Origin of the sequence: Mycobacterium sp. TY815 (assembly GCF_030755135.1) — a bacterium.
Lineage (GTDB): Bacteria > Actinomycetota > Actinomycetes > Mycobacteriales > Mycobacteriaceae > Mycobacterium.
Window position 1 is genome coordinate 4,273,176 of the sequence record NZ_JAUFRX010000001.1, and the last position, 22,268, is coordinate 4,295,443.

The 22,268-nt window shown below is 67.1% G+C and carries 17 protein-coding genes and 1 tRNA gene; 8 read left to right on the forward strand and 10 right to left on the reverse strand.

The features are described from left to right. Positions 1 to 95 precede the first annotated feature (95 nt). The 3 genes from QXK92_RS18610 to dmpG are packed head-to-tail and all read left to right on the forward strand — an operon-like array spanning position 96 to position 2,823. A complete protein-coding gene (locus QXK92_RS18610) occupies positions 96 to 863 on the forward strand; it encodes a 2-keto-4-pentenoate hydratase (RefSeq protein ID WP_306243639.1) in 768 nt (255 codons plus the stop codon). A gap of 32 nt (positions 864 to 895) precedes the next feature. Continuing rightward, positions 896 to 1,819 (forward strand): acetaldehyde dehydrogenase (acetylating), encoded by a 924-nt coding sequence (locus QXK92_RS18615; protein ID WP_306244524.1) that lies wholly within the window; start codon positions 896 to 898, stop codon positions 1,817 to 1,819. Next, positions 1,816 to 2,823 carry a 4-hydroxy-2-oxovalerate aldolase gene (dmpG, locus tag QXK92_RS18620; RefSeq protein WP_306243641.1) on the forward strand — a complete coding sequence of 336 codons (1,008 nt, stop codon included), beginning with the start codon at positions 1,816 to 1,818 and terminating at the stop codon, positions 2,821 to 2,823. The genes QXK92_RS18615 and dmpG overlap by 4 nt, the downstream gene beginning before the upstream one ends. Here the strand turns inward: dmpG and QXK92_RS18625 are convergent. Further along, positions 2,810 to 3,916: an NDMA-dependent alcohol dehydrogenase gene (locus QXK92_RS18625; protein WP_306243642.1), complete on the reverse strand. Its 1,107-nt coding sequence runs from the start codon at positions 3,914 to 3,916 to the stop codon at positions 2,810 to 2,812. The two genes, dmpG and QXK92_RS18625, sit on opposite strands and share 14 nt — an antisense overlap. Before the next feature lie 79 nt (positions 3,917 to 3,995). Between QXK92_RS18625 and QXK92_RS18630 the strand changes: the two genes are divergently transcribed. Both QXK92_RS18630 and QXK92_RS18635 read left to right on the forward strand, forming a co-directional pair. Continuing rightward, positions 3,996 to 5,216, forward strand: a complete 1,221-nt coding sequence (locus tag QXK92_RS18630) for an acyl-CoA dehydrogenase family protein (RefSeq protein ID WP_306243644.1) — start codon at positions 3,996 to 3,998, stop codon at positions 5,214 to 5,216. Continuing rightward, positions 5,213 to 6,238 carry a phosphotransferase family protein gene (locus QXK92_RS18635; RefSeq protein WP_306243646.1) on the forward strand — a complete coding sequence of 342 codons (1,026 nt, stop codon included), beginning with the start codon at positions 5,213 to 5,215 and terminating at the stop codon, positions 6,236 to 6,238. The genes QXK92_RS18630 and QXK92_RS18635 overlap by 4 nt, the downstream gene beginning before the upstream one ends. On the opposite strand, the gene QXK92_RS18640 is transcribed toward QXK92_RS18635, so the two are convergent. The 4 genes from QXK92_RS18640 to QXK92_RS18655 all read right to left on the reverse strand — a co-directional run bounded on the left by QXK92_RS18640 (position 6,235) and on the right by QXK92_RS18655 (position 10,722). Next, positions 6,235 to 7,494, reverse strand: coding sequence for an adenylate/guanylate cyclase domain-containing protein (locus tag QXK92_RS18640; RefSeq protein ID WP_306243647.1), 1,260 nt, complete (start codon positions 7,492 to 7,494; stop codon positions 6,235 to 6,237). The two genes, QXK92_RS18635 and QXK92_RS18640, sit on opposite strands and share 4 nt — an antisense overlap. 17 nt (positions 7,495 to 7,511) lie before the next feature. Continuing rightward, positions 7,512 to 9,287: a selenocysteine-specific translation elongation factor gene (gene selB / locus QXK92_RS18645; RefSeq protein WP_306243649.1), complete on the reverse strand. Its 1,776-nt coding sequence runs from the start codon at positions 9,285 to 9,287 to the stop codon at positions 7,512 to 7,514. 11 nt (positions 9,288 to 9,298) lie between these two features. Then, positions 9,299 to 10,606: an L-seryl-tRNA(Sec) selenium transferase gene (gene selA / locus QXK92_RS18650; RefSeq protein WP_306243650.1), complete on the reverse strand. Its 1,308-nt coding sequence runs from the start codon at positions 10,604 to 10,606 to the stop codon at positions 9,299 to 9,301. Between the two features lie 22 nt (positions 10,607 to 10,628). Next, positions 10,629 to 10,722, reverse strand: a tRNA-Sec gene (locus QXK92_RS18655). Positions 10,723 to 10,839: 117 nt separating this feature from the next. Here QXK92_RS18655 and selD point away from each other — a divergent pair. Next, positions 10,840 to 11,811 (forward strand): selenide, water dikinase SelD, encoded by a 972-nt coding sequence (selD, locus tag QXK92_RS18660; RefSeq protein ID WP_306243652.1) that lies wholly within the window; start codon positions 10,840 to 10,842, stop codon positions 11,809 to 11,811. Between the two features lie 27 nt (positions 11,812 to 11,838). Here the strand turns inward: selD and nrfD are convergent, their stop codons facing one another. The 4 genes from nrfD to QXK92_RS18680 all read right to left on the reverse strand — a co-directional run bounded on the left by nrfD (position 11,839) and on the right by QXK92_RS18680 (position 18,373). After that, positions 11,839 to 12,903, reverse strand: a complete 1,065-nt coding sequence (gene nrfD, locus QXK92_RS18665; RefSeq protein WP_306243654.1) for an NrfD/PsrC family molybdoenzyme membrane anchor subunit — start codon at positions 12,901 to 12,903, stop codon at positions 11,839 to 11,841. Next, positions 12,900 to 13,871: a 4Fe-4S dicluster domain-containing protein gene (locus tag QXK92_RS18670; RefSeq protein WP_306243656.1), complete on the reverse strand. Its 972-nt coding sequence runs from the start codon at positions 13,869 to 13,871 to the stop codon at positions 12,900 to 12,902. The genes nrfD and QXK92_RS18670 overlap by 4 nt, the downstream gene beginning before the upstream one ends. After that, complete coding sequence (gene fdh, locus QXK92_RS18675; RefSeq protein WP_306243658.1) at positions 13,871 to 17,143, reverse strand: formate dehydrogenase; 3,273 nt, start codon at positions 17,141 to 17,143, stop codon at positions 13,871 to 13,873. The genes QXK92_RS18670 and fdh overlap by 1 nt, the downstream gene beginning before the upstream one ends. Before the next feature lie 78 nt (positions 17,144 to 17,221). Beyond that, positions 17,222 to 18,373: a cytochrome P450 gene (locus tag QXK92_RS18680; RefSeq protein WP_306244525.1), complete on the reverse strand. Its 1,152-nt coding sequence runs from the start codon at positions 18,371 to 18,373 to the stop codon at positions 17,222 to 17,224. A gap of 260 nt (positions 18,374 to 18,633) precedes the next feature. Here QXK92_RS18680 and QXK92_RS18685 point away from each other — a divergent pair, with 260 nt between their 5' ends. Beyond that, positions 18,634 to 19,224, forward strand: coding sequence for a TetR/AcrR family transcriptional regulator (locus QXK92_RS18685; protein WP_306244526.1), 591 nt, complete (start codon positions 18,634 to 18,636; stop codon positions 19,222 to 19,224). Between the two features lie 3 nt (positions 19,225 to 19,227). Here the strand turns inward: QXK92_RS18685 and QXK92_RS18690 are convergent, their stop codons facing one another. Then, positions 19,228 to 21,201: an NAD(P)/FAD-dependent oxidoreductase gene (locus QXK92_RS18690; RefSeq protein WP_306243660.1), complete on the reverse strand. Its 1,974-nt coding sequence runs from the start codon at positions 21,199 to 21,201 to the stop codon at positions 19,228 to 19,230. Between the two features lie 102 nt (positions 21,202 to 21,303). Here QXK92_RS18690 and QXK92_RS18695 point away from each other — a divergent pair, with 102 nt between their 5' ends. Continuing rightward, a complete protein-coding gene (locus QXK92_RS18695) occupies positions 21,304 to 22,230 on the forward strand; it encodes a metal-dependent hydrolase (protein WP_306243662.1) in 927 nt (308 codons plus the stop codon). Positions 22,231 to 22,268: the final 38 nt, after the last annotated feature.

Here is a 22,268-nt window from a genome sequence, read left to right on the forward strand (position 1 = left end):
TCTCGATTCGCCGGGTGTCATCGTCGACACTTGTACCGTAGTGATCCCTACGGTAATGTAATGATCACTACGGAGTCAATACCCCAGGAGTACTCGTGCTCATCGATACCGCCGACGCACTGTGGATCGCCGCACGCGATCGCGCCCCGATCCGCCCCCCGACCGAATCCCTTCCCGGGCTGGGCGTCACGGACGCCTATGCGATTCAGCAACTCAATCTGCAGCGCAGTCTGGACGCCGGCGCGGCTCTGGTGGGCCGCAAAATAGGTCTGACGTCTGAGCCGATGCAGACGCTGCTGGGAGTCGACCAACCGGATTTCGGTTTCATCCTGGACGACATGGTGATCGGCGGCGGCATTGTCCCCATCTCGCGGTTCTGCAGTCCACGCGTGGAGCCCGAGATCGCTTTCATGCTGCGGGATGCGCTGCGCGGGCCCGGCGTGACCGTCGCGGACGTCTATGCCGCAACGCAATCCGTGGCCGCGGCGCTCGAGATCGTCGACAGCCGCATCGCGGACTGGCAGCTCACCCTGGTCGACACCGTCGCAGACAATGCGAGCTCGGGCGCGGTGGCCATCGGCGAGTGGTTCCCCTGCACCAGCGACCTCTGCCTGCCGCAGGTCGTCGCGTCGCTGGTCCTCAACGGCACCGAAGTCGGCCGGGGCACCGGTGATGCAGTGATGGGCGACCCCGCCGCAGCGGTCGCCTGGCTGGCCAACGCACTGGCCGAGTTCGACACCGAACTCGCCGCAGGCCAGTTCGTGATGTCCGGGTCGTTCACCACCGCGGCCTTCGTGGCGCGGGGTGACGTCGCCACCGCGACCATCGGACCCCTCGGCACCGTATCGCTCACCTTTACATAAAGGAAAGAACTGTGACACAACATGACTGGCCGGTGGCCATCATCGGGTCGGGCAACATCGGCACCGACCTGATGATCAAGATCCTGCGCAGCGATGGTCCGCTTCGGGTCGCCGCGATGGTCGGCATCGACCCTGATTCCGACGGGTTGGCCCGCGCCCGCGGACTCGGTGTCCCTGTCACGGCCGGCGGCGTGGACGGGTTGTTGTCGATGCCGCACTTCGACGACGTCAGGCTGGTGTTCGATGCGACCTCGGCAGCCGCGCACCGGGCGAACTGGGCACTGCTACAACCGACCGGGGTGCGCATGCTCGACCTCACTCCGGCCGCCGTCGGCCCCTACTGCGTGCCCGTGGTCAACCTCGATGAACACCTGCATGTGAGCAACCTCAACATGGTGACCTGCGGCGGCCAGTCGACGGTGCCGGTCGTCGCGGCGGTCGCCGCCCACGGCGTCGTCTCCTACGCCGAGATCGTCTCCGCCATCTCGGCGAAGTCGGCGGGTCCAGGAACGCGCGCCGGTATCGACGAATTCATCGAAACCACCTCGGCCGCATTGACATCGGTGGGCGGCGCGGAACGCGGCAAGGCGGTCATCATCCTCAACCCCGCGGACCCACCGGTGCTGATGCGCAACACGGTCTACTGCCTGGTCGACGGGGACACCGACCACCGCGCGATCGAGGCGTCGATCGTCGAGATGGTGGCACGTGTCAGTGCCTACGTGCCCGGTTACCGGCTCACTCAGGGCGTGCAGTTCGAGACCTTCACCGCGGACAACCCGCTGCACATTCCCGAGACGGGCAAGTTCATTGGCACCCGGGTCACCACGATGCTCGAAGTCGCGGGGGCCGGGGATTACCTACCCTCCTACGCCGGCAATCTGGACATCATGACGTCGGCCGCGCAAGCCGCCGCCGAACGGATCGCCCGCCACACGACCGGAGCCATCTCATGACCCAGCTCTACGTCAGCGACGTCACCCTGCGCGACGGGATGCATGCCGTCCGGCACCAGTACACGCTGCGGCAGGCCGTGACGATCGCCGGTGCGCTCGACGCTGCCGGCGTCGACTCGATCGAGGTGGCCCACGGCGACGGGCTGGCCGGCTCGAGCTGCGTGTACGGTTTCGGCGCACACACCGACCTGGAATGGATCGAGGCTGTCAGCTCGGTCGCCCGGCGCGCCAAGGTGGCGACGTTGGTGCTGCCCGGCATCGGCACCGTCCGTGATCTGAAGGACGCGCAGCGGGCCGGCGCGACCGTGGTGCGCGTCGCCACCCACTGCACGGAGGCCGACATCTCCGCCCGGCACATCGCGGCCGCGCGTGAGCTCGGCATGGATACCGCCGGGTTTCTGATGATGAGCCACCTGAGCACCCCCGCCGCACTCGCCGAGCAGGCCCGGCTGATGGAGAGCTACGGCGCCAGCTGCGTCTATGTCGTCGACTCCGGCGGCGCGATGACCATGCGTGACATCGCCGAACGAGTGGATGCGGTGCGCCAAAACCTCTTGGCCACAACGGAAATCGGAATTCACGCCCATCACAACCTGTCGTTGGGCGTGGCGAACTCGATTGCTGCCGTGGAACACGGGGCGTCCCGGGTCGACGCGTCATTGACGGGGATGGGTGCCGGGGCAGGCAATGCGCCGCTGGAAGTGTTCGTCGCCGCCGCGGACAAGCTGGGCTGGCTGCACGGTTGTGACCTGCATGCGCTGCAGGACGCGGCCGACGATCTGGTCCGGCCCCTGCAGGACCGCCCCGTGCGCGTCGACCGCGAAACGCTGACCCTCGGCTACGCCGGGGTCTATTCGAGCTTTCTGCGGCACGCCGAGAATGCGTCCGCCCGTTATGGCATCGACGCCCGGACGCTGTTGGAGGAGGCCGGCCGCCGCGGCATGATCGGCGGACAGGAGGACATGCTGGTGGACATCGCCCTGGACCTGGTCAGTGGACGATGACCCCCCGGATGTTCTTGCCGTCCCGTAGATCCTGATACCCCTGATTGACATCCTCGAGGCGGTACTTGGTCGTCACAAGCTCGTCGAGTTTGAGCTGCCCGGCGTCGTAGAGGCGCAGCAGGCGAACGATGTCGTACTGCGGGTTGGCCGAGCCGAACAGTGAGCCCCTGATGATCTTCTCGGTCAGGACCAGCATCCCGCCGGAGACATGGACGGTGGCCTTCGCGGGGTCGGCAAGGCCCACCACCACGACGCTGCCCCCCTTGCCCACGGCGTCGAACGCCGCCGAGATCACGTCTTCGTCGACAGTGCCGACGGTGACGATGGCCTGGTCCGCACCCTGGCCCCAGGACAGTTCGTTGATCTTCTCCGCGGCCGCCGCCGCATTCTCGAAGGCGTGCGTCGCACCGAACTTCATTGCGGTGTCACGTTTGAACGCTATCGGGTCGACCACCACGATGTACTTGGCCCCGGCGTGCAGGGCGCCCTGGACCGCGTTGATGCCGATGCCGCCGATGCCGTAGATCACGGTGATGTCGCCGGGCCGGACATTGCCGGCGTAGGCGGCACTGCCCCACCCCGTCGGCACCCCGCAGCCGACCAGCACCGCCGTCTCCAGCGGCAGCCAGTCATCGATCTTGACCACCGAATGCTGCGAGATCGTCGCCTTCTTGGCGAAGGTGCCCAGCAGGCACATCGCGCCGAAATCCGTTCCGCCGCTGTGGAAACGGAACGATCCGTCCGGCATGCAGCCCTCCAGGATAGTCGCGCCCATATCGCACAGACTCTGCCTGCCGGTCGAGCAGTACCGGCAGTGGCCGCAGCTGGGGATGAAACTGCAGACGACATGGTCACCGGGCTTCACCTTCGTCACGCCCGGCCCGACGTCCTCGATGATCCCGGCTCCCTCATGGCCGCCGACGATCGGGAAGCGCGGCGGCAGGTCACCGTCGGTGAGGTGCAGGTCGGAGTGGCACAGCCCGGCGGCCGTGTAGTTGATCAGGACTTCACCCTCTTTGGGGCCGTCCAGGTCCAGTTCCATCAGTTCGAATGGCCGGCCCGCTTCGATGAGGACCGCGGCTGTTGTCTTCATCCGTCGACGTTAACGCGCGAAGTGCATGGTTGGCGATGCCGCGAATGGGTTCCTCCGGGCCGTGGTGTAGACCACTGGTATGGCCCTGTTTGATATCTCCGAGCGCGCCCAGCAGTACCAGTCGGACCTGCTCGAATTCATGGATTCGCACGTCTACCCGGCTGAAGCCGTGTACGACGAGCAGATGCGGGAGGCCGGCGACCCGCACTTCCACCCGCCGATCCTGGAGGACCTGAAGGCCGAGGCGCGAAAGCGTGGGCTGTGGAACCTCTTTCACCCACACCCCGAGTGGGGCCCGGGACTGACCAACCTCGAGTACGCACCGCTGGCCGAGATCATGGGCCGCAGCCACCTCGCCTCCGAGGCCTGCAACTGCAGTGCCCCGGACACCGGCAACATGGAGGTGCTGACGCTGTTCGGCACCGACGAACACAAGGAGCGCTACCTCAAGCCGCTCCTGGACGGCAAGATCCGCTCGGCGTTCGCCATGACCGAGCCGGCGGTGGCGAGCTCCGATGCCACCAACGTCGAGATGTCGATGGTGCGCGACGGCGACGACTACGTCCTTAATGGACGAAAATGGTTCGCCTCCAACGGAATGCACCGCAACTGCAAGGTGCTGATCGTGATGGGCAAGACCGATCCGGAGGCCGCTCCGCACCGCCAGCAGTCGATGATGGTGGTGCCGATCGACGCACCGGGCATCACGGTCCGCCGCAATCTTTCGGTCTTCGGCTACCAGGACCGCGAGGGCCACGCGGAGATCGACTTCCAGGACGTGCGGGTGCCGTCGAAAGACGTGCTCAAGGGCGAAGGCGAAGGTTTCGCGATCAGCCAGGCCCGGCTGGGCCCGGGCCGCATCCACCACTGCATGCGCGCCATCGGGATGTCCGAACGCGCGCTGGAGCTGCTGTGCCGGCGAGCGGAGTCGCGGGTCACCTTCGGCAAGCCGATCAGCGCCAACGCCAACATCCGCGACTGGATCGCCGAGTCCCGCATCGACATCGAAATGATCCGGCTGCTCACCATGAAGGCCGCGTACCTGATGGACACGGTCGGCAACAAGGCAGCCCGCACGGAGATCGCAGCCATCAAGGTCGCGGCGCCGAACATCGCGCTCAAGATCGTCGACCGCGCCATTCAGGTACACGGCGGCGGTGGTGTCACCGACGACTTCCCGCTGGCCATGGCGTGGGCACACCTGCGCACCCTGCGCCTGGCCGACGGTCCCGACGAGGTACACAAGCGAGCCATCGCCAGCCAGGAACTGCGCAAGTACCGGGAAGCCACTCCGAAGTGACGGTGGTCGGCCTGGACCCGGACGCGGTGGCACGCTGGCTCACCTCGCTGCGGATCGAATTCCAGGCGCCGCTGCAGTTTCAGCGGATCGGGCTGGGGCAGTCGAATCTTACGTACCGGGTCAGCGACGCGGCGGGACGCGCGTGGGTGTTGCGCCGCCCGCCGCTGGGGCATCTGCTGGCCTCGGCACATGACGTGCTCCGGGAAGCGCGCATCATCGCCGCGTTGGCCGACACCCCGGTTCCGGTGCCGCAAATCATCGCGACCACAACGGATTCAGAGTTCAGCGACGTACCGCTGGTGTTGATGGAGTTCGTCGACGGGCTGGTAGTCGACACGATGAGCGTCGCCGAGGCGCTGACACCACAGCAGCGCCGCCGGATCGCCGTGGACCTGCCGCACACCCTGGCCAAGATCCACGCCGTCGACCTCGACGAGGTGGGGCTGGCAGACCTGGCCAGCCACAAGCCCTATGCCCAGCGACAGCTCAAACGCTGGGCGGGACAATGGGAGTTGTCGAAAACGCGCGAACTGCCCGACCTCGACGACCTCACCCGCCGGCTTGCTGCCGCCGCGCCCGAGCAGCGCGAAGTCAGCCTGGTGCACGGCGACTTTCACCTGCGCAACCTGATCACGTCACCCGAGACCGGTCAGATCGTGGCAACGCTGGATTGGGAACTGTCCACGCTCGGCGATCCGCTTGCCGACATGGGCAGCCTGTTCACCTACTGGGCGGAACCGGGCGAAGCTGTCAGCGGCGACTACGCGCCCTCGACCTTGGAGGGCTTCCCGGACCGGGCGGAGATGACCCGGCTGTATCTGGACGAGACCGGTCGCGATGCCGCCGCGCTGCAGTACTGGCATGCACTGGGACTGTGGAAGCTGGCGATCATCGCCGAAGGCGTGATGCGCCGGGCAATGGAGGAACCGCAGAACAAGGCATCGGCCGGTACCCCGGTCGTCGCCTGGATCGACGCCCGGGTGCAGAAGGCCCGCGAAATCGCCGACGCAGCAGGGTTTTAAGCCGACCGCGGGATTCTGCCGACGAGGTACCAGGTGTGCATCACGCCTTTGCCCTTGACCTGGATGTCACCTCGCTCCTCAAAGAGGAAGCCGTCCTTGAGCCGGTCATACACGTCCTGGGGCACCTGGATCCGGCCCTCGACGTCGGTGGTCTCCATCCTGGCCGCGACGTTGACGGCATCGCCCCACACGTCATAGAAGAACTTGCGCGCTCCTACCACACCGGCGACCACGGGACCGGCCGCCAGGCCGATTCGCAGCGGAACCGCGCGCCCCTGCGGATCTTTCAGTCCGGCAACGGCATCGGCCATGTCGAGCGCCAACCGCGCCAGCGCCTCGAGGTGGTCCGGGCGGGGGTCGGGCACACCGCTTACCACCATGTAGGAATCGCCACTGGTCTTGATCTTCTCCAGGCCGTGCCGGTCCACCAGCGCATCGAGCTGGGTGTAGAGCTGGTCCAGAAACCGGACCAGCTCGGTGGGTGCGGTGTCGCTGGCCCGACTAGTGAATCCGGCGATGTCGGCGAACAGCACGGAGGCGTCATCGTACTTGTCGGCGATGACCGATCGGGACGGATCCTTCAATCGCTCAGCGATTTTCGTGGGAAGTATGTTGGCGAGCAACGACTCGGACCGGTGGTATTCCGCCTCGATCACCCGTTCGGCACGGGTGATTTCGCGCAGCGCTGACCATACGATCGCCATCACCATGAGCCACGATGTGGCCACCGAGACCACGTAGCCGAAGGCATAGGCCCAATCGGGTTGCACGCCTGTCTTTTCGGGCACCGTCATCTGCAACACCACCGTCAGCACCGCACCCACCGCGGCCATCACCGAGGCCAGCACGATGTGGTCGATGCCGAGGACGAGCAGGACGATCGTTGCGCCCACCAGGTAGTAGAACTGGATGCCAGCGCCGGTGCCGATGCGCAAACATAGGACGGTGATCAACACGTATGCCGCGATGATGAAAACCATTGGGGCGAGCAGAACCCCGTAGCGGTACAGCAGCGGGATCGCCAGATAGACGACCGTGCTGACGGCGCTGAGCGCGGCGATGGACATGCCCTCATGTCCGACGAAGATGGCGAGCAGGGTGTAGAAGGCACTGACGATGGCGCCGATCCGGGTGGACCGGACCAGGACCCGCTTTTGGCGGGTAACGCTTTTGGGATAGGTGACATTGCGTGGCGGGAGGCGGCGGCGCCGACTCGTGACCGGCACCGCTGCCGCTGAACGCGCTTCGAGCGCCATGGGTGCAGAATAGCTTGCTAGCGCACGACTTCGCGGTGTCCGGCATCGAGCCGACGGGTCCAGCCGCGCGCGTCGAGATGCTCGAGCAGTGGGATCGCGACCCGCCTGGTCGTGTTGAGCGCCTGGCGCGCTTGGCTTGTGGTGAAAGGCTGGTCGAGCGCTGCCAGCGCACGCATCGCCAGCGCGGGCGCACTCGGCAGCAGCACGACGCCGTCGCGCAGCCGCAACAGCCGCCCGGCACGTTCGGCGGCGGCCAGTTCGCGGGTGTCGAGTTTGAGCGCCTGCAATTCGTAGGCCTCGGGAGCGCGGAACGGCTCTGCCCGCAACCTCGCCTCCAGCTCGCTCACCGACGCTTCGGCGTGGCCCAGATCGGGCCGTGCTCCGGGTGGCCGCACGTGGCCGCCCTGCTGCTCCAGCCCGGCGGCACGGGCCACGCCATCCAGCAGCGTCTCGTCGGGCAGCGCCAGCAGATCGCGCGCGGCGCCCCGAGATAAACCTTCAGACAACGGATCTCGCGCGTACAGCTCTTCGACCGCGGCCCGCAGCCGCTGCTGCCATGCCTGGTGCGCCGGGGAGTGCACCCACCAGTCGCCGAAAACCAGCACCTGCGCCGGTACGGTGGCCGGTAGCAACCCCAGCCGGCGCAGGTGACTTTCCCGCACCGCGCCGCGGCGCGCCACTTCAGCCTCGACGTCACCGCCGGCTTCCGAGAGGGCCAGCACCGCCGCCCGTCGTCCGCTGTCGCCGCGCCGGCGCAGGGCTGGTGGTTCGGCGTCGAGCACCTCGGCGCCGCCGACGATCCGCACGCTGCCCGGATCGCGTAACACCAGCCGGTCACCGAGCACCAACGGCAGCCGCCGGTCGAGGGTGAGCCGACCGTGATCGTCGTCGAAGGGCCGCAGCCGCACCGGCACGGCCGCGGTGCCGACATGCGCGACGAGGTGTGCCGGCGCGTCGGTCCACGGACCGCCGGAGGTCCGTCGCACGTCGAGCAGCCGGGTGCTCGGCCACGCGTCGGGGGTGACCAGCGCGTCGCCGCGTCGGACGGCGTCGCGGGGCAGGCCGCGCAGGTTGAGCGCCACCCGCGCGACCGGTCCCAGCGCCGGGTACGGCTGCCCGCAGCTCTGCAGGCCGCGGATTGTCACCGGCCGGTTGTCCGGCGCGCCCAGCAGCTCCAGCCGGTCATCGACGGCCAGCGTCCCGGCGGGCAGCGTTCCGGTGACCACCGTGCCGGCGCCGGTGATGGTGAAGGAGCGGTCCACCCACAGTCGCACCCGCGCTGTGGTCTCGGGTGGCGGCACCCGGGCCAGCACGTCGTCCAGAGCAGCGCGCAACTCGGTGAGCCCGGTCCCCTCGACAGCCGACACCATGACGCCCGGGGCACCACCGAGGCCGGTGTCGGCCAACTCGGTCCGGGCCTGCGCGAGCACACCGGCACCGCGTTCCGGCGCCCGGTCGGCGCGGGTGACCACGATGAGGCCATGCCGAATGCCCAGTGCCGCAACGGCATCGCGATGATCGTCGGACTGCGCCTGCCAGCCTTCGTCGGCGGCGACGACGAAGCACACCACCGGCACCGGACCGAGGCCGGCCAGCGTGTTGCCCAGGAACCGCTGGTGGCCCGGGACGTCGACGAACGCGACCCTGCGACCGGACGGCAGCGTGGTCCATGCGAATCCGAGGTCGATGGTCAGGCCGCGGCGGCGTTCCTCTTCCCAGCGGTCGGGTTGCATGCCGGTGAGCGCCTGGATGAGCGTGCTCTTGCCGTGGTCGACGTGGCCGGCGGTAGCCACCACGTGGGTGCTCAGAGCTGCCCGCCCAGCGCCGTGCGCACCGCGGCCAGCAGGTGGTCATCGTCATCCTCGGGAATGCAGCGCAGGTCCAGCAGGCAGGCCCCGTCGTGCACCCGGGGCAGCACCGCGGGCTCTCCGCCTCTAAGCGCTGCCGCCGCGGACTCGGGCAGGCGGACCGCCCAGCCGGGTAGCGGCACGCCGGGGGCGCCCCCGCCGCCGACCCGCCCGTCGTGCGCGACGACGGTCGCGCCCACCGCCTGCGCGAGTCGTTCCGCGCGGGCACGCAGCCGGTCGGGTTTGGCGTGCAGCGCCGCGGTCACCGGTGAACTGCCCGCGCACACCGTCGCCTCGAGTGCGGCCAGGGTCAGCTTGTCGGCGCGGACCGCTCGGGCCAGTGGATGCCGCGCCAGCGTGGTGATCAGCTCGGCACTGCCGAGGATGATGCCGGCCTGGGGTCCGCCGAGCAGTTTGTCGCCGCTGGCGATGACCAGGTCAGCGCCCTCGGTCAGCGCGGTGGCGGCATCGGGCTCGTCGGGCAGCAGCGCGTCAGGCTCGAACAATCCACTGCCCAGGTCGGCGATCAGCGGGATGTTGCCGGCCTTGGTGACGGACGCGAGTTCGGCGAGTGTTGCGGCGGCGGTGAAGCCCTCTACCCGGAAGTTGCTCTGGTGCACCTTGAGCACGCAGCCGGTGTCCGGGCCTAGTGCCGCCTGGTAATCCTTCAGATGGGTGCGGTTGGTGGCGCCGACCTCCCGCAGCCGTGCGCCGGTCGAGGCGATCAGGTCGGGCAACCGGAAACCGGCGCCGATCTCGATCAGCTCGCCGCGGCTGATGATGACTTCCCTGCCGGCGGCCAGCGCGGTGGTCGTCAAGACCAGCGCGGCGGCGCCGTTGTTGACGACGAGGACGTCCTCGGCCGCGGGGCAGGCATCGAGTATCGCTGCGCGGACTGCGACGCCGCGCTTGGAGCGGGCGCCGGTGGCGAGGTCGAGTTCGACGTCGACGTAGCCGCTGGCCGCTATCAGCGCCTCGACCGCCCCCGCGCCGAGCGGGGCGCGGCCGAGATTGGTGTGCACGACGACGCCGGTGGCGTTGAGCACCGGGCGCAGCGAGGTGGTGGCCTCAGCGGCCAAGGCCCCTTCGACCGCTTCCGGCACCCGGTCCGGCGGCAGTTCACCGTGTCGCGCCCGGTTTTGGATCTCGCGGATCTTCTCGCGGATAACCTTGTCGCCCAACCTTTTACGTTGTTCTTGCACAGCCGGGCGGGCCAGCAACTGATCCGTGCGGGGAATCAGCCGTCGCGGGTCGACCTGCGTCACGTGACCTCTCTCGGTGGAATACGCGGAGGCGGACGGGAATCGAACCCGCCAGACCGAGATGCTCGATCTCACCGGTTTTGAAGACCGGGGGGACCACCAGGAACCCAAACGCCTCCATGGGTAAACGTACCCGTGCCACCCTTGCCAACGGTCCACGAGCGTGCGGCGGGCCGCACACTCGGCTACCAGCGTGCGGCTGGCCGCACATTCGTCGGTCTCCGTAGGCTCGGGCCATGACCCGGCTTACCGGCTACGCGCACGGCGGCGGTTGCGCCTGCAAGATCCCACCCGGCGAACTCGAAGAAGCGGTGCGCGGGCTCACCGGCCAGGCGGGGCCTGATGTCCTGGTGGGCCTCGACGACGGTGACGACGCCGCCGCGGTGCGGGTCGGCGATCTCGCGGTGCTGTCGACCGCGGACTTCTTCACGCCGGTCGTCGACGACGCCTTCGACTGGGGGCGCATCGCCGCCGCCAACGCGCTGTCCGACATCTACGCCATGGGCGGACGCCCGGTGGTCGCTATCAACCTGGTCGGCTGGCCGCGGGACGTGCTGCCGCTGGAGTTGATGACCGAAGTGCTGCGGGGCGGTCTGGCGGTGGCCTCCGAGGCGGGTTGCCCGGTGATCGGCGGCCATTCCATCGACGACCCGGAACCCAAATACGGGATGGCGGTCACCGGCGTGGCCGACCCGGCACGGTTGCTCCGCAACGACGCCGCCAAACCGGGTTTGCCGCTCACCCTCACCAAGCCGCTCGGCGTGGGCCTGCTCAACAACCGTCACAAGCAGACCGGTGAGATCTGTCGGGAGGCGATCGACGTCATGACCCGCCTGAACCGCGACGCATCAGAGGCAGCTTTGACAGCCGGTGCCGAGGCGGCCACCGACGTGACTGGTTTCGGCCTGCTGGGACACCTGCACAAGATGTGCCGCGCCTCAGGAGTGGGAGCGGTCATCGACCGCGCCGCGGTGCCGGTGCTCGAGGCGGCCCGCGCGGCCCTCGGAGATGGTTTCGTCTCCGGCGGCACCCGCCGCAATCTCGACTGGGTGCAACCCCACCTCGAATTCGCCAGCGGGGTGACCGAAGATGACCTGTTGTTGCTGGCCGACGCCCAGACCTCCGGCGGGCTGCTGGTGGTCGGTGAGCTACCCGGCTATCCCGTTATTGGCCACACCGTGGCGGGCAGCGGCATCGAGGTTCGTTAACCCGGCTTCAACCAGCTTCAACCAGCTTCAACCAACAGTCGTTATCGAGTCGTCGGTGATACCGGCCGCCCGGCGCGCGGCCAGCCGGCGCTTCTGCGGCTCGATCGTGTAGCGCGGATCGCGCGCGGACTCCTTGCCCGCTTCGAAGAAGCCGAACCGCAGCATCGCCGACGCCGTCAGCAGCGCCGCGCCCGACAGGGCGGCGACATCGCGGCGACCCCCGCCCAGCAGCGCGCCCAAACCACCTGCGGCGGCTAATATTTCGCTCCAATGCAGCAACTTGCCGGGAGTCCCGTGATGCAATGGTTCTCGGGTCACCGGGTCCATCCGGTATTCGGTGACCCGCGCGGAGATGAGATCGCTGACGGCGCCCATGACGGCCAGTTTGCGGGCAGGACCGGCCTCGGCGACCGGGGTGGTGATCATCGCCAGGCCCGATGCCGCCAGGCTCGCCGAACTCACGAACACGAACGGCAGGTCTTTGTACGCGGCGTTCCAGGTCGGAGTTGCGGTGTCGGACAACAACACCGCGGTGTACACCGCCAGCGGCGGGGCGAACAGTGCGGCCTCCAGGCCGGCCGGTCCCTCCACGGCACGCAACACGGGCCGCAACGGACCGAGTGGCAGCCGCTCACCGGTCATCCGGTCCACCTCGGACGCCGCGGCCACGCCGATGCCCGCGCTGAAGAAGCTGAGGATCCACGAGCCGACGCTCATCGGCGAGGTCAGCTTGAAGGTGCGCAGCATGTTGACGAAACGCTCGGGGCGGCCCAGATCCTTGACCAGCGCGACCCCGCCCAGCAGGACGGCGGCCAAAGCGGCCAGTCTGGTGTTGCGGCGCAATAGTTTTCGCCCGGTCAGCTGGGCACCGGCGGCCAACAGGCCGGACCCTCCGGCGACGCCGCCCAGGAACAGATAGGCGCCGACCTCGTGTCCCCAGGGCGCCGGCTTGACCACGGGACGTCCGTAGTACGAAGAGAATTCGGCGTCGGGCACCATGATCGACTCGTCACGGCGGCGGCGCTTGCCGTCGCCCCGCCGGCGCTTGCCGCCCGACGGTGGCCGCAGGCTGTCGTACTCCGACGTGCTCATCGGGATCGCCAAAATGCCAGTGCCCCAGCGGCGAACATTCCCGCGGCGGCAACTCCGGCCCGCTTGAACATCTGCATCAGGTCGGCGGTCGGCACCCGCGGGTCGGGCGGCAGGCCGTACACCTCGGGCTCATCGAGGATCAGGAAGACCGAACCGGTGCCGCCGACGCCGTCGTGCTCGTTGACGCCGTAGAGGCGGGCCTCGGTGAGCCCCTGGGCGTGCAGCTCGGCGACTCGGGCGCGAGCTTTCGCGACCAGGTCGTCGTGATCGCCGAACTTGATCGACGTCGTCGGGCAGGTCTGAGCGCAGGCCGGGGTCTGGTCCTCGAGCAGCCGGTCGTAGCAGAGCGTGCATTTCTGGGCCACCCCGGTGACGAACGTGTGTTCCGGGCGGTCGGAGCGGTTGGCCGGGGTGGCGTAGGTGCCGTCGCTGCGGCGTTCGACGACGCCGAACGGGCACCCGGCCACGCAGGTGCCGCACCCGTTGCAGACGTCGTCCTGCACGACGACGGTGCCGAACTCGGTGCGGAACAGCGCGCCCGTCGGACAGACGTCGAGGCAGCCGGCGTGGGTGCAGTGCTTGCACACGTCCGAGGCCATCAACCAGCGGAACTCGGGCGTGTCTGGCGGGCTGGTGTCGACGGGGGCGGGGGCGCCGGCCACGGACGGCATGCCCAGATTCACCAGGGCACGCCCGGATTCGCGGGCCTCTTCGATGCGGCCACGGTCCTGCTCGATGAATGCGACATGCCGCCAGGTGCTGGCGCCCAGCTGGCCGGTGTTGTCGTAGGACGAGCCGAGAATCTCCAGGTCACCGTCACGCGGGTTGCGGTTCCACTCCTTGCAGGCCACCTCGCACGCCTTACAGCCGATGCAGATGGAGGTGTCGGTGAAGAACCCTTTGCGCGGCTTGGAGTTCGACCATCCCGCGTCCTCGGCAGGACCGGTCGATTCGACCAGCTGCGCCATCAGCCCTCCCGTTGCGGATTGGTCACCCGGATATTGTCCGTCTCGACGGTTACCCCCGCACGCGACTGATATTCCTCGATGAGGCGCAGCAGCGCTTCACCCTGTGGTCGGCGGCCCGGGCGGATGTCGCACGAGCCTGCTTTGGACTCCTGGATCTGCACGTTCGGGTCCAGGGCCACCCCGAGCAGATCGTTGGCGGCGTCGCCGCTCACCACGGCATCAGAGCCCACGCCCCAGTGATACGGCAGACCGATCTGGTGGATCGTGTGCCCGCCGATCACCAGCGGTCGCATCCGTTCGGTGACGAGCACCTTGGCCTCGATCGCCGCCCTCGGCGACACGATCGTCGCCCAGCCGTAGGGCTGCAGGCCGCGTTCGGCGGCCAGCTCCGGTGACACTTCGCAGAACATCTCCGGTTGCAGCTCGGCCAGGTAGGGCAGCCAGCGGCTCATCCCGCCCGCGGTGTGGTGTTCGGTGAGCCGGTAGGTGGTGAACACGTAGGGATACACGTCCCCGCCCGGGTCACCTGCACTCGGCGCCCACAGATTGTCTTTGCGCGGGAACGTGATTCGCGACGGGTTCTGCTGCTGCGGGTACAGCGCGTTAGCCACCGGCGATTCCTGCGGCTCGTAGTGAGTGGGCAGCGGGCCGTCCACGAGACCTTTGGGTGCGAACAGCCAGGCCTTGCCGTCGGCCTGCATGATGAACGGGTCGTCACCGGCCAGCGCGTCCGGTCCGCCGACGTCCGGAGCCGGCCGCGCATGCGGGTCGCGGTCGACGGGGAAGTCCGGCACATCGTTCCCGACCCAGCGTTGCTGCTGGGCGTCCCACCAGATGTAGCGCTTGCGCTCGCTCCACGGGTTGCCGTCCGGATCGGCCGAGGCGCGGTTGTACAGAATGCGGCGGTCGGCCGGCCACGCCCAGCCCCATTCCGACTGGCTCGGGCTCGGGCCACCTTGGGGTGCCCGGCGGGCGGCCAGGTTGACCCCCTCGGCGTACACCCCCGAATAGATCCAGCATCCGCAGGACGTCGATCCGTCGGCACCCAGCTCGGTGTAACCCGCCACCGGCTGACCCGCCTTCGGTCCGGTCAGGTAGCGGCCACTGATCTCGGCCAGCACCGCGGTGGCGTCCGGTTCGCCGTTCTCGTCGGTGGGATAGTCCCAGGTCAAGTCCAACAGCGGCCGATCGCGCTCGTCCGTCGACCCGGCCAGGCGTTGCCTGATGCGCTTGCCCAGTTCGATGAAGAACTGCAGCTCGCTCTGGCAGTCACCGGGAGGCTGGACCGCCTGATGCCGCCACTGCACCAACCGTTGCGTCTGGGTGAAAGAGCCGGCCTTCTCGACGTGGGTGGCTGCCGGGAAGAAGAACACCTCGGTGTCAATCTCTTCGGTTTTGAGCTCACCGGAGGCGATCTCGGGCCCGTCCTTCCAGAAGGTGGCCGACTCGATCATGTTGAGATCGCGGACCACCAGCCACTTCAGGTGCGACATGCCCATCCGCTGCATGCGGCCGTGTGCCGAGCCGACCGCCGGGTTCTGCCCGAGCAGGAAGTAGCCGTCGACCTCGTCCTCGAGCATCGACATCACCGTCTGGTACGTGCCGTGCGGACCGGACAACCGCGGCAGGTAGTCGAACGCCCAGTCGTTGTCCTCGCGGGCCGCCTCACCCCACCACGCCTTGAGCAGGCTGATCAGGTAGGCGTCCGCGTCGGCCCAGAAACCCTTCTGGTTCTTCGGTCCGACCGCGTCGATGTACTCACCGAAGGTGTCGTGCACGCCGGCCTTCGGCATCGACAGGTAACCGGGCAGCAGGTTGAACAGCGTGGGGATGTCGGTGGAGCCTTGGATGGTGGCGTGGCCCCGCAGCGCCATGATGCCGCCGCCCGGGCGTCCGACGTTGCCCAGCAACAGCTGCAGAATCGTTGCGGTGCGAATGAATTGGGCTCCGAGCGTGTGCTGGGTCCAGCCCACGGCGTAAGCGAAGCAGGTGGTGCGCTCGCGGCCGGAGTTCTCGGTGACGGCGCGGGCCAGGTAGTCGAAGTCCTCGACACTGATGCCGCAGACGTCGCGCACCATCTCCGGCGTGTAGCGCGCGTAGTGCCGCTTCACGATCTGGAACACCGAACGCGGGTGCTGCAGCGTCTCGTCCCGTTGCACGCGGGCATGCGGCAACGGCGGACCGCCGCTGCCGTGCGCGTCTCCGGCGGCGCGGGCGGCGGCGCTGGCCCCATGTTCCGGGTCGGGCTCGTCCTCCTGGCCCGCGTAGGCCCAAGTGGTGGTGTCGTACTGACCGGTCTCCGGGTCGAAGCCGGAGAACAGCCCGCCCAGATCCTCACTGTCCCGATAGTTTTCGTTGATCAGGGTGGCCGCGTTGGTGTAGGCCAGCACGTACTCCTTGAACCAGAGGTCGTTGGCGATCACGTAATTGATCAACGCGCCCAGCAGCACCACGTCGGAGCCGGCCCGGATCGGAATGTGCTTGTTGGACACCGCCGAGGTGCGGGTAAAGCGCGGATCGACGTGAATCAGCTTGGCGCCGCGCGCTTTAGCTTCTTCCACCCACTGGAACCCGACCGGGTGGCACTCGGCCATGTTGGAGCCCTGGATGACAATGCAGTCCGCATTGGCCATGTCTTGCAGTGATTGGGTGGCGCCGCCGCGCCCGAAGGAGGTTCCCAGACCGGGAACCGTGGCGGAGTGTCAAATACGGGCTTGGTTCTCGATCTGGATGGCGCCCGCGGCGGTGAAGAGCTTCTTGATGATGTAGTTCTCTTCGTTGTCCAGCGTGGCACCGCCGAGCGCGGCGATCTTCATGGTGCGCCGCAGCGGGTGACCGTGCTTGTCGATGTCCTGCCAGGCGTGCCGGCGGGCCTCGACGAACCGGTCAGCCACCATGTCGATGGCCCGGTCGAGCTCCAGCGGCTCCCAGTCAGTGGCGCGGGGCGCCCGGTAGAGAACCTTGACCTGCCGGCCCGGGTTGTTGACGAGTTGCTCGCTGGCCGAGCCTTTGGGGCACAACCGGCCACGCGATATCGGCGAATCGGGGTCGCCCTCGATCTGCACGACCTTCTCGTCCTTGACGTAAACCTTCTGCCCGCAGCCCACCGCGCAGTAGGGACAGACGCTCTGCACCACCCGGTCTGCGGTGGTGGTGCGCGGGGTGATGGCCCGAGTGTGTTTGGAGGTCACCGCGGGGCCACGGCCGAGCGCGTCTCCCGAGCGCAGCTGCCGGACGACGGGCCATTCCAGGAAAAGTCGGGTGAGTCCCATGGTCACAACAGTAGTGCGGGCGGAAGCGCTCGGTCGCGCCACAGAGCAACTGTGCGCGTTTCGGCTTCGGGACGCGAGTTACCGCACCGCCAATTCCAGGCGGTCGAGACGTCGCACCAGGATGCTGGGCAACCACTCGCCGACGTCCGCCGCGTCGATCCAGGAGGTGCGCTCCAGCAGCATTCGGAGCACGATCTGGGCCTCCAGTCGGGCGAGCGCCGCACCAATGCAGAAGTGCGCGCCTTTGCCGAAGGCGACATGCCCTCGGGCGCCGCTGCGGTCCAGGCGAAAATCGTTCGGTGCGTCGAAATGTTGCGGATCCCGATTGGCCGCCCCCCACAGCAATAGCAAATGGGAGTTCTTCGGAAGCGCGACGCCACCCAGGGTCGTGTCGCGCCACACGTGTCGGTAGTGACCGCGAAACGGCGGCTCAAAGCGCAGCGTCTCTTCGATGAACACGTTCAACAATTCGGGACGCTCACGCACCCGCTGCTGGATCTCGGGCCGGTCGGCGAGGATCCAGGTGGCGCTCCCCAATAGAGAGGCGGTCGATTCGCCCGCGGCGCTGAACAGCGTGAGCATGATGCCCATCGCCACGGCCTGGTTCACCTCACCGGCGGCATACCGTGCTGCCATGTCTTGAATAAGGCCGAAATCCGGCGTGTTGCTGGGTTTTTCGAAGTGTTCAAGAACGTAGCCGGCAAGTTCGAAGGCCGCGGCGCCGGCCGCTTCCAGTTGGACCTGCGTCACGACGCCGTCGAGCAGCGTTGTGGTAGCGAAGCCGAGCCGGATCAACTTCTCCACGTCGGCAGCCGGCAGACCGAGCAGCTTGGCGACGACCATCATCGGCAGCCGGTTCGCCATCGCGGTCATCCACTCAATCCGCCCGTCGCGCAGCGCCTCGTCCCACAGGCGTTCCGCGGTTTGCGCGGCGAACTGCTCGATGATGCGGACGCGCTTGGCAGAAAGGTGTGGCAGCAATATTTTTCGGTGCACGGCGTGTGCCGGATCGTCCGCGGTGGCCAGCGCGTGGTCGGGACTACCGGCCTCGATCATCTGGAACGGGGTGACCGTTCCGTCCTGCTGATAGACCATGGTCGCGGTGAGATTAGAGGAGAAGTCCTCGACCCGATTGACGGCGTCGATCAGCGCATCCCAGCCGAACACGGCATAGAACTCAGAGTCGCCGATGCGGTGCACCGGGGATTGTGCGCGCATCCGGTCGTACATCGGGTAGGGGTCCTGCAGCGTTTCGGCGCCGAAGAAATCAACCGGATCGGCCGGGGAGGTCACAGGGTTCAGGCTGAATGCCGTCTCACCGCGGGGTCAATAGTCGGCGAGGAAGTTGAGGAGCCGGCTGTAGCTCAGCCGGCGCCGACCGAGTCGGTTACGGGTCACGACCAGCTGTCTACGATGAGACGGTCGGGGCTATTAGTCTCAACGTGCGAAAATCAGCGGAAGATTTTTCACCATGTCCGGAAGAGGCCGACATGCCACACCACGATTGGTTGTTGGATCGCAATCGCCATGAAGAAGCCGCCGATCGCATTTACGCCGGCGCCGCCGACCTGATCTCCACCATCGGCTACGAGGCCTTCACCATTGAGGCCCTGGCCGAGCGCGTGCACTGTTCGCCCGCAACGATCTATCGGCGCGCCGGCGGTAAAACGGCCATCCGGGAAGCCGTCGTCCGCATCCACGCCAACCGCATACTCGAGACGGTGCGCCTGGCCATCAAGGACCTCACCGGCCCGGGGCGGGTCGTCACCGCGACCATCGTTGCCCTGCAATGCATGCGTGCCGACCCCCTGGTTCACGTCATGCAGTCGATGAACCTGGGGCCCGGTAGTGAATGGCTGACCAAATCGCCTGTCGTCATCGGCTTCGCCGCTGAAATGCTCGGGGAGAACGACCTTGACCCCATGTCAGCGCAATGGCTTATCCGCGTCTTCCTGGCTCTGTGGTGCTGGCCGCTCGACGGGTCTGCAGCCGAACGCGCCATCGTCGAACGCTTTCTCGGAGCGTCCGTTGCAAACGCGGTCCCCTCGAGGGGCCGCAAGTCGCCTGTCGCGGTGGACTGAAACTCACGGCCGCAGTTCGTAATCGTCGACGTTCGGGCGGCTGGTCCATCTCCAGTAGTCGAAGATGCGGAAGCCGTAGAGCGTGGGCAACGCGCCCGCGGCATTCTTGTAGTAACTGCTGCTCACTGCGGGATGGCTGTACACCATGGTTTTCAGCCGCTCCTGGTTGCGCCGGTTGTAATCCGCACACACTTCCGCCCGTGGCATGACCGAGCCGAAACCGCCCGCGAGCACCATGTCGATGCAGCCCATGATGCAGCGCATCTGGCATTCGGAGTTGTAGATGATGCTGGCGCCGTTGACCCCGTTGGTGCCGGGCCCGTACATGCAGAAGAAGTTCGGGAAGTCCGGCACCGTGATTCCCAGATACGCATAGGCGGAGTCGCCCCAGGCGGTGTTGAGGTCGAGTCCGTACAGCCCGCGGATGTCGATGGGTCCGAGTTGATGGTTGACGTCGAAACCGGTTGCCCACACCAGCACGTCCGCCCGCCGCTGCACGCCGTCGACGGTGGTCACCCCGTCTTCGGTGATCTCGGCGATCCCGTCGGTGATGAGTTGGACATCGTCGCGTTGCAGAGTCCGCAGCCAGGTTCCGTTGTCCTGCAACGTTCGTTTGCCCATCGGCGGATACTTCGGGGTGACCTTGGCCAGCAATTCCTCGTCCCGGCAGAAGACCCGCATCCACGCGATGAACATCTCCCGGATGCCGTGGTTGGACGCGTTGCACGACAGCCCGCCGTTGTCCCAGTCCGGATCGATCCGCACCTGCTCGTCGAGCGCGTCGGCCAGTGGCCACCACGACACGAACCGCAGCCACCGGCCGTAGTAGGGCAGGTGACGGATCGCCCATCTCGCTGCGTCGGGTACGGCGTCGTGGTACATCGGGTTGGGGGCCATCCACTGCGGGGTGCGCTGATAGACGTCGACCTGCTGGGTGATGTCGGCGATGGCGGGCACCAATTGAAACCCGCTGGCGCCCGCACCGATCACCGCTACCCGCTTGTCCGTCAGGTCGACGTCCTCCGGCCAGTCCGCCGTGTGGAACGACGGCCCGCGGAACGTATTGGCTCCCTTGATGTCTGGAATCACCGAGTTGCTGAATTGACCGACCGCACAGATCAGCGCCCGTGCGCTCAGCGTCTCCGCCTGCCCGTCGGCGTCCTGCACGACCACCCGCCACATTGTCGATTCCTCGTCCCACGTTGCGGCGGTCACTGAGGTGTTGAACCGCACGTGCGGGGCGATATCGTGCCGGGTCGCCACGTCGTTGAGGTACCGCAGGATCTCCGGTTGCTCTGAGTAGTAATGGGTCCAGTGGTCCGTCGGCTCGAACGAGTAGGCGTAGTACTGATTGGCGATGTCCACCCGGCAGCCCGGGTAGCGATTCACCAACCACGTCCCGCCGACTCCTGCTTGCTTCTCGATGATCGTGAAGGGAATGCCCGCGGCTTTCAGCTTGATGCCGGCCAACAGCCCGGCCTCACCACAGCCGATGACGACGACGGGGAACGCCGCGCGCTGCTGCGGCGATGACCTGAGCAGGGGCCCGTTCTGGTCGGCGTCGGTGAACCGCAGGTCGGCTGCCACATAGTCGACGTGCTCCTCGGTCACCGTGCCCGCGGAGATCACATCGAACATGACCCGCATCTGTTCGGGATCGGGAATGTGTGGCGGCGGGCAACCTCGGTCGCGGTAGTCCCGGATCACGTCGAAGGCACGCTGACGCACGGCGTCCTTGTCGGGCTCGCTCATCGCGCCCTGCAGGTCCATCGCGATGAGGGCGTACGGCCGCGGCAGTTCGTCGAGAAGGCTGATATCGCCGGTCATGTGGACCATGGACATCAACAGCGCGGGAACACTGGCCTGGCTGACGGCGTCCCGAATGACATCGTCCGAATCGTCGAATGGCAGGCCGAGCAGCGCATCGGGATCCGACGCAACGGCCCCGGAAGTGCCGCTCACGGTCGAGTAACCCATCACATCACCATACATTTACCTCGGAACGTATTGCCAGAGCGCTGGGTTGCCGCTACCGTCAAAAACAAGTCACACCGGGGGACCGAATGAGAAGGCGGGCGCGTGGCGACTGACATCCAAGTGCGACGAGTCCGCTTCGACTTCGCGGGCTCCGACATCCCCTTCAACTGGCAGCCCGAGCGCCCCGCATTCGGCATGCAGTGCAACGTAATCACATTCTTTGCACCGGGTTTCGAGAAGTTCATCGTCGAGGCGACTCGTGAGGCCATCCCCCTGATGCGGGATCCCGAAGTCGCCGAGGAGGCCAACGCCTATCTGCGCCAAGAGGCTCAGCATTCGGCCGCGCACCTGAGCCACTATCGCGCCCTCGTCCGTCGCTGGCCCGGACTGCACGAGACGATGGACCAAGTCGTCGCGTCATTCGACCACCTGACGGCAACCAAACCACTGGCCTGGCGACTGGGATACGTCGCGGCCATCGAGGCGACGTTCACTCCGTACTTCAAAGTGTTTCTCGATCACGAGGACAAACTCTTCCGCCCCGGCGATGAACGGGTGGCCTCACTGTTTCTCTGGCACTTCGTGGAGGAGATCGAGCATCGCAGTTCGGCGCTGAGGGTCTACGACGCCGTCCATGACAGGTATCCCTACCGACTCAAGACCATCGCCGGCGTGGCGCGGCACATCGACGAGATCCTGAAGATCATCACGCGCGGATTTCGCGAACAGGTGCCGGAAGCAGACGGCGGGGCCTTTGGTCAGCTGATCCCTGAAGGACTGTCGCCCAGGGCTTTCTACGCCTCACTGCGTGCCGCCCGAGCGCTGACGGGTCCCGGACAGGCCACGTATGCCGGTGTCCCCAAACGCGAGCTCGCGGCGATGCTGGTCGGCTTGCTGCGTTCGCAGGGTCCCGGCCACGACCCCACGCACGAAAAGATCCCCGAGTTCGCCAGACGGTGGTTCGACCGTTACGCGACAGAGCCGAAAAGTGCCGCACGCTGGTATTCGATCGGCGCCACACAGCCATGACGCGGACGGACCTCGCTTTGCCCCCGATATGATCGCGT

Bases quoted from the DNA above. Each gene is read 5' to 3' on its own strand.
- dmpG (WP_306243641.1), top strand. From the start codon at position 1,816: ATGACCCAGCTCTACGTCAGCGACGTCACCCTGCGCGACGGGATGCAT.
- QXK92_RS18625 (WP_306243642.1), bottom strand. From the start codon at position 3,916: ATGAAGACAACAGCCGCGGTCCTCATCGAAGCGGGCCGGCCATTCGAA.
- QXK92_RS18630 (WP_306243644.1), top strand. From the start codon at position 3,996: ATGGCCCTGTTTGATATCTCCGAGCGCGCCCAGCAGTACCAGTCGGAC.
- QXK92_RS18640 (WP_306243647.1), bottom strand. From the start codon at position 7,494: ATGGCGCTCGAAGCGCGTTCAGCGGCAGCGGTGCCGGTCACGAGTCGG.
- selD (WP_306243652.1), top strand. From the start codon at position 10,840: ATGACCCGGCTTACCGGCTACGCGCACGGCGGCGGTTGCGCCTGCAAG.
- nrfD (WP_306243654.1), bottom strand. From the start codon at position 12,903: ATGAGCACGTCGGAGTACGACAGCCTGCGGCCACCGTCGGGCGGCAAG.
- QXK92_RS18670 (WP_306243656.1), bottom strand. From the start codon at position 13,871: ATGGCGCAGCTGGTCGAATCGACCGGTCCTGCCGAGGACGCGGGATGG.
- QXK92_RS18680 (WP_306244525.1), bottom strand. From the start codon at position 18,373: ATGTACGACCGGATGCGCGCACAATCCCCGGTGCACCGCATCGGCGAC.
- QXK92_RS18685 (WP_306244526.1), top strand. From the start codon at position 18,634: ATGCCACACCACGATTGGTTGTTGGATCGCAATCGCCATGAAGAAGCC.
- QXK92_RS18690 (WP_306243660.1), bottom strand. From the start codon at position 21,201: ATGGGTTACTCGACCGTGAGCGGCACTTCCGGGGCCGTTGCGTCGGAT.